The following is a 16,425-nucleotide window of genomic DNA, read 5'->3' as shown; positions in this document are numbered from 1 at the left end:
GACGCCCATCGGCGAACGAAGAATCGGGGTCTCTGTGGGACGGCAGGTACGCGCTGAAGTGACGCGCGAGGCGGTACTACGAGGAGCCGCCGAGGTATTCGTGCGGGAAGGCTACGCCAACGCGAGCCTGAACGAGATCATCGAAGAGGCGGGTGTCACCAAAGGCGCCCTGTACTTCCACTTCGGTTCCAAGGAAGAACTCGCGCGCGGCGTGATCGACGCCGGGTACACCCGGATGGCCGCCGAAACCGCCGGGAAGACGGACCGGCGCGCGCCGGCGCTCGAAGCAGCCATCGAACTGTCGGTGCTCAACGTCGACCTCGCCGAAACCGATCCGGTCGTGCGCGCGATGTTCCGCCTGCTCGTCGAAATCGGCGACTACCGCGGTGCGGAAGAACGCCCGTTCGACATGTGGCTCGAGGAGTTGAAGGAACTCACCAGGCGCGCAGGCGACGAAGGCGACCTGGCCGAGCACGTCGACACCGACGCGTTCGCGTTGCTGCTGATGGAGGCCGGCATCGGTGCGCGCACCGTGGGAGCGGCGATGAGCGGCACCAAGCATCTGACCGAGCGGATCGAGGCGATGTGGAGCCTGCTACTGCCGTCGGTGGTCCCGCCGAGCAAACTCGAGTACTTCCGCCAGTTCGCGGCCCGCAGACTGCGGTTGCAGTCCTGAACGCGGTGGGTCCACTGCGGTCACGACTTCGGGTGGCCCGGATGGTCGTTGCATTCCCTCCGTCGTGCTGACAGCATCGCCGCCGTGACGTTCGGACCGTTCGACGCGCGCCAGGCGCCCGGGGAACTGGCACGTCTGCTCGAGGACCTCGGACCGGACACTGCCGTCACGATCGGGGCGGTGCCCGCATTGCTGACCATCGCGCAGGTCGCGGACGTCCTCGGGTGCTCGCGGCGCTTCGCCGCCCGTTTGGTGGACACCGGCGCGCTGACCGCGGAATTTCACGGCTTGCATCGCCGGGTGCCCCGGACCGAGGTCCTCGCGCTCGGCGAACGCCACACCAGGATCCGCACCGAGGTGCTCGACAACCTCGCCGATCTCACCCGCCGCGAAGGCATGTACGAGAAGTTCTGACGCCCGACGAAGGGGGAGCGGTGCCGATCCGAGTCGTCCTCGACGCGACGGTCCTGGCGAACGCGCGGGTCCGGGATGTCGCACTCGCTTTTGCGGAAGACGGTTTGTACCAGCCGTATTGGAGCGACGGCATCATCGCGGAGGCCGATCGCCGGCTGCCGGAACACCTGGCCCGCCCTACCCGCGACTATCTGTTCGCCGAACTGGACCGCGCGTTTCCGGACGCGCGGGTGACCTGGCCCACCCCGGTTCTGCGTGAAGTGCCGTACGTGATCGACCCGAGGGAAACACACGTCACCTCCGTGGCGCTGCTCTGCCATGCGGACGCGGTGGTCACGGCCGACGCTGTGATCGCGCAGGCACTGGAACGATCCGGTGTCGAAGCGTGGACCCGCGACGCCTTCGTCACATTCGCACTCGACGCCGACCCCGCGCGGGCACAGCGGTCGTTGCTGCGGATGGTGCGCCGACGGTGGCTCGACCCGGGATCCGATTCGGATCCGAGCGACGCGGATCTGCTGGTGCGGCTCGCAGCGTGGGCACGTTCGGCCCTGGGCGACAACAGTGCCGATCTGCTCCGCGGCTACGCGGCGGCGACGTGAGTGTGCCGAGGGTGACCCATGTTGCCCGCTCGGTCCTGACGCAGATCCCGCGCGAGGCATAGACTCGATAAGGTTCTCGTCTCAAACTCAGGAGCGCTTTCCTTGTCTGCTGTGCCCCCGGCCGCCACCCCCTTGTCCGGATTGGCGCGGATCGCGCTGTTGGACTCCCAGTTCCAGAGGATCGGTGAACTGGTCGGCACTGCCGAGCAGTCGCTGGTCGCGCCGTCCGCGGTTCGTCCCTTCGTTGCCGCAGCCCTCGCGGAGAAGACCCCGGTTCTCGTGGTCACCGCGACCGGCCGCGAGGCCGACGACCTGACCGCCGAACTCGCTCAGATGGTCGGGGACAGCGTCGCGCAGTTCCCGTCCTGGGAGACCCTGCCGCACGAGCGCCTGTCGCCGAGCGCCGATACGGTGGGCCGGCGGCTCGAGGTGCTGCGTCGGCTCGCGCGCCCGGACGATCGGGATCTCGGCCCGGAGCTGCGGATCGTCGTCGCCACCGTGCGTTCCCTGGTGCAGCCCATGGCGCCCGGACTCGGAGAAATCGAGCCCGTCACGCTGCGTCTCGGTTCCGAACACGACTTCGACGAGCTCGTCGCGCGGCTCGCCGAACTCGCCTACACACGCGTCGACATGGTGGGCAAGCGCGGAGAGTTCGCGGTCCGTGGCGGCATCCTCGACCTGTTCCCGCCCACGGCGGACCATCCGGTGCGCATCGAGTTCTGGGGCGACGAGGTCACGGAACTGCGGCCGTTCTCGGTTGCCGACCAGCGCTCCATCCCCGAACTGGAGATCACCACCCTCATCGCACCACCGTGCCGTGAGCTCCTGCTCACCGACGCGGTCAAGGAGCGCGCCGCGAAACTCGCCGCGGACAACCCGGCCGACGCCGCGCTCGCCGAGATGTTCGAGAAGATGGCCGGCGGAATCCCGGTCGAGGGCATGGAAGCGCTGCTGCCTGTGCTGCAGCCGGGAGAACTCCAGTTGCTCACCGACGTCGTCCCGCGCGGCACTCACGTCCTGCTGTGCGATCCGGAGAAGGTGCGCACCCGTGCAACCGACCTGGTGCGCACCGGCCAGGAATTCCTCGAGGCGTCGTGGACCGCCGCGTCGATCGGCGGGGCCGCGCCGCTGGACACCTCGAACATCAAGGGGGTCGACGGGAACACGCTCGACCTCGCGGCGTCGGCGTACAGGTCGCTGCGACAGGTGCGCGAGGCTGCGCAGGCCCAGGGGACACCGTGGTGGTCGCTGAGCCAGCTCGAATCGGGTGCGGACACCGAGACCGTCCTCGCCGTGCAGTCGGCACCCGAGATCCGCGGTTCCGAGGAACTGCTGTCGATGCTGTTCGCGAACCTGCGCGCCCACGTCACCACCGGCGGACGTGCCGTGATCGTGGTGGCCGGCACCGGCACGGGTCAACGCGTGCTCGAGCGGCTGAAGGAGAACGAGGTCCCCGCGGCCGAACTCGAACCCGGCGCGGAACCGGTGCGGGGACAGGTCGGCGTCCTCCGCGGTGCGCTGCACGAGGGTCTCGTCCTTACCGGCAACGGCGACAACGTGGTGCCGGGACTGGTCCTCGTGACCGAAGCCGATCTCACCGGCAACCGGGTGGTGACGGAGGCGCGTAAGACCCCTGTCAAGCGCCGCAACCAGGTCGATCCGCTGGCGCTGACCGCGGGCGACTACGTGGTCCACGACCAGCACGGTATCGGCCGGTTCGTCGAGATGGTCGAACGCACCATCGGCGGAGCCCGTCGCGAGTACCTGGTGATCGAGTACGCGCCGAGCAAGCGTGGTCAACCGGGCGACCGCCTCTTCGTGCCGATGGAATCGCTCGATCAGCTCTCGCGCTATGTGGGCGGGGAACTCCCGTCGATCAGTAAGCTCGGTGGCTCGGACTGGGCGAACACGAAACGTAAGGCGCGCAAGGCTGTCCGTGAGATCGCGGGTGAGCTGGTGCGGCTGTACGCGGCGCGGCAGGCTTCGCCCGGCCACGCCTTCGGCCCGGACACTCCCTGGCAGAAGGAGATGGAGGACGCGTTCCCCTTCACCGAGACCCAGGATCAGCTCACGGTCATTTCCGAGGTCAAGGGCGACATGGAGAAGCCCGTACCGATGGACCGGGTGGTCATCGGCGATGTGGGGTACGGCAAGACCGAAATCGCGGTCCGGGCCGCGTTCAAGGCCGTCCAGGACGGCAAGCAGGTCGCGGTGCTCGTGCCGACGACCCTGCTTGCCCAGCAGCATCTGCAGACCTTCACCGAGCGGATGGCGGCGTTCCCGGTTGTGGTGAAGGGACTGAGCCGCTTCACCGACGCCGCCGAATCCCGCGAGACCCTCGCGGGCATGGAGGACGGCACCGTCGACATCGTCGTCGGCACGCATCGCTTGCTGCAGACGGGTATCCGCTGGAAGGACCTCGGTCTCGTCGTGGTCGACGAGGAACAGCGGTTCGGCGTCGAGCACAAGGAGCACATCAAGGCGCTGCGTACCCACGTCGACGTCCTGACCATGTCCGCCACGCCGATTCCGCGCACGCTCGAGATGAGTATGGCCGGCATCCGCGAGATGTCCACGATCCTCACTCCACCGGAGGAACGGCACCCGATCCTGACCTACGTGGGTGGCTACAACGACAAGCAGGTGGCCGCTGCGATCCGGCGCGAACTGCTGCGCGACGGCCAGGTGTTCTACGTTCACAATCGCGTCAGCTCGATCGACAAGGCCGCCAAGAAGATCCGCGATCTCGTCCCCGAGGCGCGCGTGGCGGTCGCGCACGGGCAGATGAACGAGGACACTCTGGAGAAGACCGTGCAGGGCTTCTGGGAACGTGACTTCGACGTACTCGTGTGCACGACGATCGTCGAGACGGGCCTGGACATCCCGAACGCCAACACACTCATCGTCGAGCGGGCGGATTCGCTCGGGCTGTCGCAGCTGCACCAGTTGCGCGGTCGTGTCGGGCGGTCGCGCGAACGTGGGTACGCGTATTTCCTCTATCCGCAGGAGAAGCCGCTCACGGAAACGGCATACGACCGGCTCGCGACGATCTCCCAGAACTCCGATCTCGGTGCGGGCATGGCCGTGGCGATGAAGGACCTCGAAATTCGCGGCGCGGGCAATGTGCTCGGCGCCGAACAATCGGGCCACGTCGCAGGGGTCGGATTCGATCTCTACGTGCGGCTGGTGGGTGAGGCCGTCGAGGCATTCCGCGCTGCTGCAGACGGCCGCCCGATCTCGACCGACGAAGCGCCCAAGGAGGTACGCATCGACCTGCCCGTCGACGCGCACATCCCGTCCGATTACGTCACGTCCGACCGGCTCCGTCTCGAGGCATACCGCAAACTCGCCGCTGCGAACGACGACAACGCCATCGACACGGTCATCGACGAACTCGTCGATCGGTACGGTCCGATGCCGGAGGAGGTCCGGAGGCTCGTGTCGGTCGCGAAACTGCGCCTGCTGTGCCGGGAGTACGGCCTCGACGAGGTCACCGTGGTCGGCTCGCAACTCAAGATCGGTTCGTTCGAGCTGCCGGACTCGAAGCAGATGCGGCTCAAGCGGCTCTATCCGTCCGCGCAGTACCGGCCGACGAGCGGCACCGTGCAGTTGCCGATCCCGCGCACCGGCGGCATCGGTTCGGATCGTGTCCGCGACGTCGAACTGCTCCAGTTCATCGCCGACTTCCTCCTCGCGATGGACGGAAAGCCCCAGGGCTCGGTGGACATCAGCGCCCCGGTACCGGTGGGCGTGTGAGTGCGGAGATGACCGGGCCGGGTGACAGGCTGCGCGAAGCAGCGGAGGTGATGGACCGGCTGTGGGCGTTCGGGGGATGGGAGGTCACCCAGACCCACGAGTCGCTGCGCCGATATCTCGTCGAAGAGACCTACGAGGTGCTCGACGCGATCGAGTCCGGTGACCCGGACTCCCTACGGGAGGAACTCGGCGACCTGTTGCTGCAGGTGCTCTTCCATTCACGGATCGCCGAGGAGTCGGGCGCGTTCACTGTCGACGACGTCGCCGCGACCCTCGTTGCCAAGCTCGCGGCGCGCAGCCCCCACTTGTCCAACGGCCATACCGGGCCGCTGGACGTCGCGGAGCAGGAAGCCGCGTGGGAGGTCGCGAAGAGAGCAGAGAAGGCCCGCGAGTCGTGCCTCGACGGGATCGCCATGGCGCAGCCGAGCCTGGCCCTGGTCGACAAGGTACTCGAACGCGCGCGACGCGCCGGATTCCCCGACGAGCTGATACCCGACGAGCTGAGAACGGTCCGGATCGACGGTTCGGGTGACACCGAGGCGGCGTTGCGAGGCGTCGTGCTGCGGTTCGCCGATGCGATCCGGACGGCCGAGCGGTCGGCGGGCGCCGGACCGCACGACGCCGAAACATGGAAGCGTCACTGGATAGGCTGACCGGCCTCCCGGCGAGTTCTCAACCGTCCCCGGATAGCTCGTCCGTTCCGCGGGGCGGCAACGTCCACCGGTCGCCGAGTTCCGGGTAGCGCGAGCGCAATTCGGCCAGCTCCCGTGGCGCGGTCACCAGTATGTGGTCGGGTGCCGCAGACGCCATCAGATGAGGCGCCACGATGGGTACGTCGGTACCTGGCATCCGGCGGCCGTGGTGACCCGGTGTGCCGTCGGCGACAGCGGCGACGAGGGTGCTACTCACGTAGGCGCGCGTGAACAAGGTGACGGTGGAGGCCGTTGCGCCGTAGGCGATCACGGTTCGATGCCGGAGGGCCATCTGCCGCAGCCAGGTGTGAAGTGCGGCAGCGTCACGGTTGGCGGCGGACTGGAGGACACGGACCGTACGAACGGTGGTGATGCCCTCTTCGCGTTCGGCGGCGAGTCGCCGGCGGACGAACGGTTCGGGATACAGCTCGCCTTCGCAGAACGCTGCTGCGAGTATCACGTCCGCGGTGGGTCCGATCGGCCACACGTTCCAGAGAAGCAGGCCGACATCCTCGAGAGCGCGACGCAGTGTCGTCACCGTGTAATAGGCGAAACGTCCGTACTGCAGGGCATCCCAGCGCCGTTGGGCGATGACAGCGGACAGCGAATGGAATTCCAGCAGAAGTGTGCCGTCCGGAGCCAGCGCAGCCGCCCGCTCCCGGAGAGCGCGGCGCTGATCGAGTTCTCGTTCGAGGACGAAGGAGTCCACCACGACCGAGGCGGGCTCACCGTGTCGGGGAGATCGAAAACCGAAGGGCTGCAATCGCGGAAGCCATCGCTCACCTTCCGGTGATCCGAATTCGGAGATGGTTCCCCCGGAGAGCAGGCCCGCCTCGCAGATGATCCGGACAGCGTGGTCGACGTCGCGGTCTTCGGGCCGGACTGCAGTGCGGTGTGCGTCCGGACCGGCGTCACAGCCGAGCTGGGCAAGCCCGCACGCGCGGCAGAGCAGCATCGCCAGGCGGCTGCGCACTTCGTCGGGGCGAACGGGAGTCTCCCGAAGGGGGAAACGGCCGGGCAGTGGCACGCGGCCGAGGTCGAGGGCGGGATCGAGATCCGGATGACCGCATGCGCGGCACCCCGTCACCGCGCGTGTCCGGTCCGGCGGGTGCCGCCGCCCGAGGACATCGGGGTATGCCTGCTCCGATCGGGCGCCGGGAGTTCGTCCATGAGAGTTCCTTCTCCTCGTGGGTGCCTGAGCGCCGACCTGCATATCGCATATAGCGGTGTAGCCATGACTCAAAGATTGAAAACCTCTGTCAAACATACCAGAAGTTTGTTTATGGCTACCGTTTGAAAGGTGTGGGTCTTGCCTTTAGTCTCGAAGCAATTCCTATTTCGCGTGCGGGTCGGGCAAGCGCGGGGTGGGTGCCTACGCAAGTGGCTTGGAGGGGGATTGCCCGATGGCGTTCTGCATTGTCGAGCGTGAAGAAACTTTGGTAGCAGGCTTGCCCGTGCGGAGTCCGCGCCGGGCGTTGGGAAAACTGAGAGACCCACACCTCGAGCGGGCTTGGTCCGCAGTGTTGAAGCAGGACGCCGGCGGGCCCCTTGCGTCGACCTACACCGATCACGCGGAAGATATCGGTTCGTACTACACCCAAACGGTGGGGTACTGCTGCCGGACGCTCGACGAGGTCCAGCCGGGGCATGTCGTGTCCCGGCTTCCGTCCGGTCTGTATGCGAAGTTCTCCGCGGTGGGGAGTCACTTTCCCGACGTGTTCAGTGAGCTGTGGCGGCAGATCTGGAGGGCCGAGGGGCGCGGCGAGATCGTGCGGGCGTTCACGGGCGATTTCGAGTGCTACCCGCACGCCTATCGCATCGAGCTGTACATATCGATCAGGGATGTCACATCGGGTGCGCAGCAATGACATTCACCATCGTCAAGATGCGCGGATGTGCGGTCGGCGGTCTGGTGGTCCCGGGGATCGAGCCGGGGTCCGGGCGTCCCGGCGACGATCTGCTGGCCTTCACCCTGGAGCGACTCCGCGCACGAGGTCTGCGCGACGTCACCGTCGTCTACGTCTCCAATCCGGAGGTGGGATGGACGGCGGTGGCCGGATATCGCTGCGACGACGTCGGCAGTCTCGCGGTGGGTGACTCGCTGATCCGCGTGACCGGCAAGTACGCCGCACGCTTCACTCCGGACGGGTCGAGCACGGACCCGTGGGAAGACGTGTGGACCCAGGTGGATATCGCCGAAAAGGAGGGCGACATCGCCCGGGCGTTCCGCGAGGAGGTCGCATATCTTCCCGCGGCCGGCGAAATGGAACTGTATATCTCCCTGGAATGAAGGGCCTTCGCCCGCTTGTCGATACGGCACTGTGAGCTCATGCGGGGGTGCGATCGAAGGGAGAAGGCGTGGTCCGCTCGTCCTCGACTCTCGAAAGCCTGGTTACCCGGGTGGCGGCACATCTCATGCCCGCCGATGTGGCCACGCATCGCGAGGTGTTCGACCGGGTTCTCGAGCTTCTCGCCGACCACTTCGAGGTCGACGCCTGCTACCTCAGATACAACGATCACGACCTCGCGGTCACCGTGCTCGTTGCCGAGTGGCCCCCGCGGGTGCACGACCCCGGTCCGGATTCTTCCGGTGTGCTGCATTTCCGCGATGCGGGTCCGGTCATGGCCGACTCCGAAAACTCGAAGGATCTCCATGTGTTGCCGGCGCCGGCGCCGGGGAAGTCGATTGCTTCGATACCGCTGCTCTGGGGGGACATCACCACCGGAACCCTCGGTCTGGTGGGCGCGCGGGGCCGCACCTGGGCCGAAGACGAGATGGAGTCGCTTCGCCTCATCGCCGCCTTGTTCGCGCAGGTGCAAGCACGGGTTCGGGCCGAGGGCGAACTGCGGTACGCCGCATATCACGACTCGCTGACGGGTCTGGCCAGTCGACGGGCGTTGCTCGAGCACCTCGACGAACGACTGCGACCCGGGAATCCGGGACCGGTGGGGGTGCTGTTTCTCGACCTCGACCGCCTCAAAGCGCTGAACGATTTCCTCGGGCATCGTGCCGCCGACACGTACCTGTGCAGGATCGGAGAGCGGCTGATGCGGGTCAACCGTCCGGTCGACCTGGTGGCCCGGCTCGGTGGCGACGAGTTCGTCGTCGTCCTGGCCGGTTCGGCCACACCGGCCGACGCGTGGGAGCGAGCGGAGCAGATCCAGCGGGTGCTGGGCGAATCCGTCTCTCTCGACGGCCAATTGGTGGGACGCGGAGTGAGTCTCGGAATCGCGTTCGGTGAGCCGGGGGAGATCTCCTCGGTGGCGCTCCTCGGTCGCGCCGACCAGGCGATGATGGTGGTGAAGGTGCAGGGCGGCAACAGCGTCGGTTTCTTCACGGAGGACATGAACCACGAAGGCGAGCGCCGGACCCGCATCGAACTCGATCTGCGGGCCTCGATCGACGACGACCACTTGATCCTCGAGTATCAACCGGAGGTGGATCTGCGTTCGGGAGCGATCCTCGGGGTTGAGGCGCTCGTGCGCTGGAACCATCCGGTTCTCGGCACGCTTGCGCCCGCCGAATTCATCGATGTCGCCGAATCGACCAATCTTGCAGGAGAACTGGGCAGGTGGGTGATGGAGACGGCGTGTGCACAGCTCGCGTCGTGGAAGAAGAAGATTCCCGGACTCCATCTGGTGATGGGCATCAACGTCTCACCGGTCCAGTTGGTGACCGTGGGGTTCGACGAGTCGGTCGCGTCGATGTTGAGGTGTCACGGACTGAGGGGTGCCGAGGTCTGTCTCGAAATCACCGAGAATGTCGTGGTCGGTGACCTGCGGCGAACCAGGGCGACTCTCTCGCGGCTCGAACGGCTGGGAGTCCGAATCGCGATCGACGACTTCGGGACCGGATACAGCTCGCTCGGTCACCTCAAGTCGCTGCCGGTGGACACGCTCAAGATCGACAAGGGGTTCGTTCAGAATCTTCATCGCAGCGAAGGTGACCGGGTCATCGTCAATTCCATCGCCGGACTCGCGACGTCGTTCGGTCTGGACCTCGTGGCCGAGGGTATCGAGGCGGAGGGGGCGGTGCCCTATCTCCTGGAGCTGGGATGCAGACGGGGGCAAGGTTTTCTGCTGAGCACGCCGAAGCCGCCCGAGACGGTGGAGGACATGGTGAGGTCCGGGTACATCGACCTGCCCTGGGTGACCGGGCGGGGCAACGGTGTGCTCCGGGCCACCTGAAGTCAAGTAGTTTGTTATTGCGGAATAAACAAACCAGAGGTATGTTTTTTGCGGTCGGGTGGATCCGATTCCTCCGAACGGGGTGACCGTGATGTACAAGCGCGAAGACCATGTGATCTCGAACGGCCTGATCTCAACGGGCACCGCCGGGACCGAGACCACTACGGCCGAGGGGGCTCACCGCAGGAAAGCGGGTCACAGGAGGCCGGCACGGGATCGGATCGTTTCGAGCAGAACCGTCCGGGAACGGGTGGTGTGGCCGGCGCGGTGGCAACGCCGGTACGAGACAGCGGCCGGATGCTGCGACCTCCTGTGCATCGTCCTAGCGCTCGTCGTCGTCGCTCTCGGCTACCACACGTGGCCGCAAGTGGCCGACCACCGGACCGGCGCCGTCGTGGCGGCCGTTCCGCTCGTCATGATGGCGGCCCTCGCAGCTCAACGTGCTTGGGATCCCAGGGTTTTGGGGGCGGGCACGGGGGAGTACCGGCGCGTCGTGCGGGCGTACCTGTTCGCTCTGGCGCTCATGTCGATCGCCGGATATGCATGGGGAACCGCAGAGGGGCAGTCGTGGGTGTTCGGTGCGCTCCCCATCGGTCTCGGCCTCACACTCGTCGTCCGCAGGATTTTGCGGCACGCCGTCGCGGTATTCCGTCGTACCGGACGCTGCGTGCACTCGGTGCTGGTGGCGGGAGACGCCGAGGAGATACACGAAATCATCACCCGTGCACAAGACCTCCTGAAGCTGGGATGGCGGGTGGACGGCGTCTGCCTTTCTTCCGCCGGCCGAGCCGACGCCCTGCCCTCGCTCGTCGACGGCGTACGTGTGCTCGGCACCCACGACGACATCGTCGCCCTGACCGAGCGGCACCGGTTCGATGCGGTCGCGCTCCTGCCGTCCGGGCGGTGGACGCACACCCGGACCCGCAGGCTGAGCTGGGACCTCGAAGAGATCGGTTCCGAACTGCTGATCGCTCCCGTTCTCATGGACGTGGTCGGCCCGCGGCTGCACATCGCGCCGATGGCGGGTCTGCCGCTGCTGCGGATGAGCGCTCCTCGCTACAGCGGCCCGGCGTGGGTCGTCAAGAACATCCTGGACAGGGTGGCCGCCCTCGCGATCGTCGTGGTGCTGGCCCCCGTTCTCCTCACCGTCGCGCTCGCAGTGCGGATCGACTGCCCCGGGCCGGTGCTGTATCGGCAGACCCGCGTCGGCCGTGACGGAGCGCGGTTCACGATGTACAAGTTCCGGAGCATGGTGCCGGGCGCAGATCAGCGACTGCACGACGTTCTCGAACTCGACGCCGGAGCCGGCGTGCTGTTCAAGGCGCACGACGATCCGCGCATCACGCGGGTGGGCAGGGTGATCCGGCGCTACTCGCTCGACGAGTTGCCTCAGCTGTTGAACGTCGTCCGAGGTGACATGTCGCTCGTCGGTCCCCGGCCCCCTCTCGAATCGGAGGTGGCGCGCTACGGGGAGGACGGGGCGCACCGCAGACTCTTCGTCAAGCCGGGTCTGACCGGATTGTGGCAGGTCAGTGGCCGCAGCGACCTCTCCTGGGAGGAGTCCGTCCGAGCCGACCTCCGGTACGTGGAGAACTGGAGTTTCACCATGGATCTGTCCATTCTCCGTCGTACCGTCGGCGCGGTCCTGCGCCGGGACGGTGCCTACTGACGGCGCCGATCGCAGGACCTCCGACCTGAGGTGTGGAGGATGGAGGTGTGTACCAAGCACCGCGCCGACGTCGTTCACCCTGGCCGTTCGCCCTCTTCGGCATCTTCGGGGTGGTCGTCCTCCTTGCGGTCGGTATCAGCCTCACCGTGCCGCAGGAGCCCCGGATCGCCATCCCGGACGGCGTGCCGCCCGCACGCGGTACGGAAGTTCCCCCGATCGACTTCGCAGGCCCCGGGCGAACCGCGGGACTGCTGGGGGAATGGGCGCAACCCCAGGCCGACGCGCTCGACATCCCGGTGGTGGCGCTCGAAGCGTACGGACACGCCGCGGCGGTGCTGGCCGCCACGCGGCCCGAGTGCGGCCTCGCCTGGACGACCCTCGCCGGAATCGGCAGCGTCGAGAGCCGGCACGGGCGCCACGGCGGCGCGACGCTCGCACCCGACGGCACCGCGACACCCGAGATCCGCGGGGTGCCGCTCGACGGAAGTCCCGGCCTCGCCGAGATCCGCGACACCGATGGCGGCAGGCTCGACGGCGACTCCCTGCTGGACCGGGCCATGGGCCCGATGCAGTTCATTCCCGAGACATGGGAGCGGTGGGGCGTGGACGCCAACGGGGACGGTGTGGCGGACCCGGACAACATCGACGACGCCGCGCTCAGCGCGGGACGCTACCTGTGCGACCGCGGTGGCGACCTCAACAGTGCGGAAGGGTGGACGCGAGCCCTGATGGCCTACAACCGTTCGGGGGAGTACATGACACTCGTACGCGACCGCGCGGCTGCGTACGGTGTGGGCGTACGTCCGTAGCAGACCGTCGAGCACGGTCCAGGCGGGTCACGGCCGCGTCCCAGACGCGCGCCTGTGCCTCACACCCTGGTCGCGCCGGTTAGGCTGTCCCCAGCGTGCAGACACCGCAGCGTGAAGTCCATCGAAGGAGAATCAGCCAGTGGCCATCATTGAGCAGGTAGGAGCCCGCGAAATCCTCGACTCCCGGGGCAACCCGACGGTCGAGGTCGAGGTGCTGCTCGAGGACGGAAGTTTCGCCCGCGCTGCGGTACCCTCCGGGGCGTCCACGGGTGAGCACGAAGCCGTCGAACTGCGTGACGGCGGCGACCGTTACGGGGGCAAGGGTGTCGAGAAGGCCGTCGAATCGGTCCTCGAAGAGATCGCGCCGGCGATCATCGGACTCGACGCAACCGAACAGCGCACCGTCGACCAGGCGCTTCTCGATGCCGACGGCACGCCCGACAAGGGTCGTCTCGGCGCCAACGCACTTCTCGGAGCGTCGCTCGCCGTTGCCAAGGCCGGTGCCGAATCGGCAGGTCTCGAACTGTTCCGTTACATCGGCGGCCCGAACGCGCACATCCTGCCCGTGCCGATGATGAACATCCTCAACGGTGGTGCACACGCCGACACCGGAGTCGACGTCCAGGAGTTCATGGTCGCTCCGATCGGCGCGCCCACGTTCAAGGAATCGCTGCGCTGGGGTGCGGAGGTGTACCACTCGCTCAAGTCCGTGCTCAAGAGCAGGGGACTGGCCACCGGGCTCGGCGACGAGGGCGGTTTCGCGCCGGATGTCGCAGGCACCAAGGAAGCACTCGACCTGATCAGTGAGGCCGTCGCGAAGACCGGTCTCAAGCTCGGCACCGATGTCGCTCTGGCATTGGACGTCGCCGCCACCGAGTTCTACACCGAGGGCACCGGCTACGCGTTCGAGGGCAAGAATCGCACCGCCGACGAGATGGCGGATTTCTACGCCGAACTGCTCGCCGCGTACCCGCTCGTCTCCGTCGAGGATCCGCTCAGCGAGGACGACTGGGACGGTTGGGTCGCGCTCACCGACAAGCTCGGCGGCAAGCTGCAGCTCGTCGGCGACGACCTCTTCGTCACCAACCCCGAGCGGCTCGAAGAGGGCATCGTCAAGGGTGCCGCCAACGCGCTGCTCGTGAAGGTGAACCAGATCGGCACTCTCACCGAGACTCTCGATGCCGTGGATCTCGCGCACCGCAACGGGTACAAGACGATGATGAGCCACCGTTCCGGCGAGACCGAGGACACCACCATCGCCGACCTCGCAGTTGCGGTCGGCAGCGGCCAGATCAAGACCGGCGCACCGGCACGATCCGAGCGCGTGGCGAAGTACAACCAGCTGCTGCGCATCGAGGAGTCCCTCGGGGACGCTGCCCGCTACGCGGGTGAAGTCGCCTTCCCGCGGTTCAACCTCGAGGGCTGAAATCCGGTATGAACCAGCGCGGTAGATCCCGGCCCGGCGCCCGTCGAGCCCGCACCGAAGGTGCGGCAAGTGCGCGGCGGCCCAGCCGGGCACGCCCCACGGGATCTACCGCTCCGGTCGACAGCGGTACCGAGAGCGCCGGAGCCCGTCCGGCCGGACGCGAGGACCCCGTCCATTCCTCGCCCGGCCGCGGGCGTTCCGGAGCCTCCGGTCGCGCCCGGCCCACCCGGGTCGGTGCGACCGACGCCGCGCGCCGGAACCAGGAACGCACCTTTCTCGGTCTGTCCACGGGTCGCGCGGCCATCCTCGCGCTCGTCGTGTGTGCGCTCGCATTGACTCTCGCGGTGCCACTGCGCACGTACGTGAGCCAGCGCTCCGAAGCCGAGCAGCTCGCTCGCGAACGCGAGCAGCTCGAGACGGAGATCGCCGCGCTCCAAGAAAAGAAGGCGCACATCGAAGACCCCGCGTGGATCCGGGCGCAGGCACGTGAGCGGTTGCGGTTCGTGATGCCCGGCGACGTTCCCTACATGGTGCAGTTGCCCGGCGACGTGCCGCCCGAACTCGAAGAAGAAGAACCGGAGTCGCCGACCACCGGAGCCTGGTACAGCGACCTGTGGCGTTCGGTGGCCGAACCGCCTCCCGAACCAGAAACCGAACCACTGCCGCAGCCGATGCCTGTGGCACCCCCAGAACCAGGAGATATCCCCGGGTGACCGATTCAGTGACGCAGGAAGACCTCGACGCCGTCGCAGCACAGCTCGGGCGCGAACCCCGCGGCGTCCTGGCCATCGCCTACCGTTGCCCCGACGGCGTGCCCGGCGTGGTCAAAACCGCGCCGAAGTTGCCGGACGGCACACCGTTCCCGACGCTGTACTACCTGACCGACCCCCGGCTCACCGCGGAAGCGAGCCGGCAGGAGTCCGCAGGTGTGATGAGGGAAATGACCGAACGGCTCGGCACCGATCCCGAGCTTGCATCCTCGTACCGGCGTGCCCACGAGTCGTACCTCGCCGAACGTAACGCCATCGAATCGCTGGGTACCGATTTCACCGGCGGAGGCATGCCCGACCGGGTCAAGTGCCTGCACGTTCTGATCGCGCATTCGCTCGCGAAGGGCCCCGGTCTCAACCGGCTCGGCGACGAATCCGTCGCCCTCGCCGCAGACGCCGGATTGCGCGGCACCGCTGTTCCTGCGGACTGGCCGACCTACGCCGAACTCCGCGGGGAAGCGCAGTGAGTGTCTCTCGCGTAGCGGGCATCGACTGCGGTACCAACTCCATTCGCCTGCTCGTCGCGGACATCGCCGACGACGGCACCCTCACCGATGTCACCCGGCTGATGCGCGTCGTCCGGCTCGGGCAGGGAGTCGATGCGACGGGCCGTCTCGCGCCCGAGGCGATCGAGCGAACCCGTGTGGCGCTCACCGAGTACGCCGGCATCATTCGCGACACCGGCGCGACCGGGGTGCGAATGGTCGCGACGTCGGCGACTCGCGACGCGCAGAATCGGGAAGACTTCTTCTCCATGACCCGCGAGGTGCTCGGAGCCGTGATTCCCGGCGCCGAAGCCGAAGTCATCACCGGTGACGAAGAGGCGCGCTTGTCCTTCGCCGGTGCCGTCGGTGAACTCGATGCCGCCCGCGGACCGTTCGTCGTCGTCGATCTGGGTGGCGGCTCCACCGAGGTCGTGCTGGGCGACGAAAACGGTGTTCACGCAGCGTATTCCACCGACATCGGGTGCGTGCGCCTCACGGAGCGGTGTCTGCACGACGATCCGCCCACCGCCGAGCAGGTCACGGCGGCCCGGGAGATCGCCGCGGAAAAGATCGCAGAGGCGCTCGCGCACGTTCCTGTCGAGCGCGCCCGCACCTGGGTCGGAGTCGCGGGCACCATGACCACGCTTGCCGCGCTCGGCAACGACCTCGACACCTACGATCCCGACAGAGTGCATCTGTCGACCGTCGGATTCGGCCGCCTCCGGCAGGTGTGCGACGGACTGCTCGCGGCGACGCGCGAGGAACGTGCTGCTCTCGGGCCGATGCACCCCGGTCGCGTGGACGTCATCGGTGGCGGCGCAATCGTCACCACCGTCCTCGCCGACGAACTCCGACGCCGCGCCGGCATCACCGAACTCGTCGTGAGCGAGCACGACATCCTGGACGGAATCGCCCAGTCCGTCACGCGTTAGGGTGTT

General features: G+C 67.3%; 15 protein-coding genes. 14 read left to right on the top strand and 1 reads right to left on the bottom strand.

Annotation, left to right across the window (positions count from 1 at the left end; all coding sequences use genetic code 11):
- The first annotated feature begins 34 nt into the window (after positions 1-34).
- The 5 genes from ACFWU2_RS08210 (at position 35) to ACFWU2_RS08190 (ending at position 6,101) form a co-directional block, all read left to right on the top strand.
- Positions 35-676: a ScbR family autoregulator-binding transcription factor gene (locus tag ACFWU2_RS08210; protein ID WP_378603681.1), complete on the top strand. Its 642-nt coding sequence runs from the start codon at positions 35-37 to the stop codon at positions 674-676.
- A gap of 84 nt (positions 677-760) precedes the next feature.
- Positions 761-1,090, top strand: coding sequence for a helix-turn-helix domain-containing protein (locus ACFWU2_RS08205; protein ID WP_378603678.1), 330 nt, complete (start codon positions 761-763; stop codon positions 1,088-1,090).
- A 20-nt stretch (positions 1,091-1,110) separates the two neighbouring features.
- Positions 1,111-1,692, top strand: a complete 582-nt coding sequence (locus ACFWU2_RS08200; protein ID WP_378603675.1) for a PIN domain-containing protein — start codon at positions 1,111-1,113, stop codon at positions 1,690-1,692.
- 102 nt (positions 1,693-1,794) lie between these two features.
- Positions 1,795-5,448, top strand: a complete 3,654-nt coding sequence (gene mfd / locus ACFWU2_RS08195; protein ID WP_378603673.1) for a transcription-repair coupling factor — start codon at positions 1,795-1,797, stop codon at positions 5,446-5,448.
- Entirely contained in the window at positions 5,445-6,101 is a 657-nt protein-coding gene (locus ACFWU2_RS08190) for a MazG family protein (RefSeq protein WP_378603670.1), read from the top strand. The genes mfd and ACFWU2_RS08190 overlap by 4 nt, the downstream gene beginning before the upstream one ends.
- 19 nt (positions 6,102-6,120) lie before the next feature.
- On the opposite strand, the gene ACFWU2_RS08185 is transcribed toward ACFWU2_RS08190, so the two are convergent.
- A complete protein-coding gene (locus ACFWU2_RS08185) occupies positions 6,121-7,227 on the bottom strand; it encodes a class I SAM-dependent methyltransferase (RefSeq protein ID WP_378603667.1) in 1,107 nt (368 codons plus the stop codon).
- Positions 7,228-7,543: 316 nt separating this feature from the next.
- Here ACFWU2_RS08185 and ACFWU2_RS08180 point away from each other — a divergent pair, with 316 nt between their 5' ends.
- From ACFWU2_RS08180 to ACFWU2_RS08140, 9 genes are all read left to right on the top strand, one after another.
- Positions 7,544-8,008, top strand: coding sequence for an effector binding domain-containing protein (locus tag ACFWU2_RS08180; protein WP_378603664.1), 465 nt, complete (start codon positions 7,544-7,546; stop codon positions 8,006-8,008).
- Positions 8,005-8,430 carry a hypothetical protein gene (locus ACFWU2_RS08175; protein ID WP_378603661.1) on the top strand — a complete coding sequence of 142 codons (426 nt, stop codon included), beginning with the start codon at positions 8,005-8,007 and terminating at the stop codon, positions 8,428-8,430. The genes ACFWU2_RS08180 and ACFWU2_RS08175 overlap by 4 nt, the downstream gene beginning before the upstream one ends.
- Before the next feature lie 125 nt (positions 8,431-8,555).
- Entirely contained in the window at positions 8,556-10,328 is a 1,773-nt protein-coding gene (locus tag ACFWU2_RS08170) for a putative bifunctional diguanylate cyclase/phosphodiesterase (RefSeq protein ID WP_378603790.1), read from the top strand.
- Positions 10,329-10,581: 253 nt separating this feature from the next.
- The gene (locus ACFWU2_RS08165; protein ID WP_378603658.1) at positions 10,582-11,997 is read left to right on the top strand and encodes a sugar transferase; all 1,416 of its coding nucleotides are present in this window, start codon (positions 10,582-10,584) and stop codon (positions 11,995-11,997) included.
- A 47-nt stretch (positions 11,998-12,044) separates the two neighbouring features.
- The gene (locus ACFWU2_RS08160) at positions 12,045-12,806 is read left to right on the top strand and encodes a lytic transglycosylase domain-containing protein (RefSeq protein WP_378603655.1); all 762 of its coding nucleotides are present in this window, start codon (positions 12,045-12,047) and stop codon (positions 12,804-12,806) included.
- A gap of 139 nt (positions 12,807-12,945) precedes the next feature.
- Positions 12,946-14,232 (top strand): phosphopyruvate hydratase, encoded by a 1,287-nt coding sequence (gene eno / locus ACFWU2_RS08155; RefSeq protein ID WP_378603652.1) that lies wholly within the window; start codon positions 12,946-12,948, stop codon positions 14,230-14,232.
- Between the two features lie 8 nt (positions 14,233-14,240).
- Entirely contained in the window at positions 14,241-14,945 is a 705-nt protein-coding gene (locus ACFWU2_RS08150; protein WP_378603649.1) for a septum formation initiator family protein, read from the top strand.
- The gene (locus tag ACFWU2_RS08145; protein ID WP_169621523.1) at positions 14,942-15,469 is read left to right on the top strand and encodes a DUF501 domain-containing protein; all 528 of its coding nucleotides are present in this window, start codon (positions 14,942-14,944) and stop codon (positions 15,467-15,469) included. Before ACFWU2_RS08150 ends, ACFWU2_RS08145 begins: the two co-directional genes overlap by 4 nt.
- The gene (locus ACFWU2_RS08140; RefSeq protein WP_378603646.1) at positions 15,466-16,419 is read left to right on the top strand and encodes an exopolyphosphatase; all 954 of its coding nucleotides are present in this window, start codon (positions 15,466-15,468) and stop codon (positions 16,417-16,419) included. Before ACFWU2_RS08145 ends, ACFWU2_RS08140 begins: the two co-directional genes overlap by 4 nt.
- Positions 16,420-16,425: the final 6 nt, after the last annotated feature.

This window comes from Rhodococcus sp. NPDC058639 (genome assembly GCF_042717545.1).
Taxonomy (GTDB): domain Bacteria; phylum Actinomycetota; class Actinomycetes; order Mycobacteriales; family Mycobacteriaceae; genus Rhodococcus.
The sequence above is the reverse complement of the archived record's forward strand: the minus strand, read 5'-3'. Positions and strand labels throughout refer to the sequence as shown.

What these genes read in the sequence shown, in the direction of transcription:
- ACFWU2_RS08180 (WP_378603664.1), top strand. Translation starts at nt 7,544, where the DNA reads ATGGCGTTCTGCATTGTCGAGCGTGAAGAAACTTTGGTAGCAGGCTTG.
- ACFWU2_RS08175 (WP_378603661.1), top strand. Translation starts at nt 8,005, where the DNA reads ATGACATTCACCATCGTCAAGATGCGCGGATGTGCGGTCGGCGGTCTG.
- ACFWU2_RS08170 (WP_378603790.1), top strand. Translation starts at nt 8,556, where the DNA reads ATGCCCGCCGATGTGGCCACGCATCGCGAGGTGTTCGACCGGGTTCTC.
- ACFWU2_RS08150 (WP_378603649.1), top strand. Translation starts at nt 14,241, where the DNA reads ATGAACCAGCGCGGTAGATCCCGGCCCGGCGCCCGTCGAGCCCGCACC.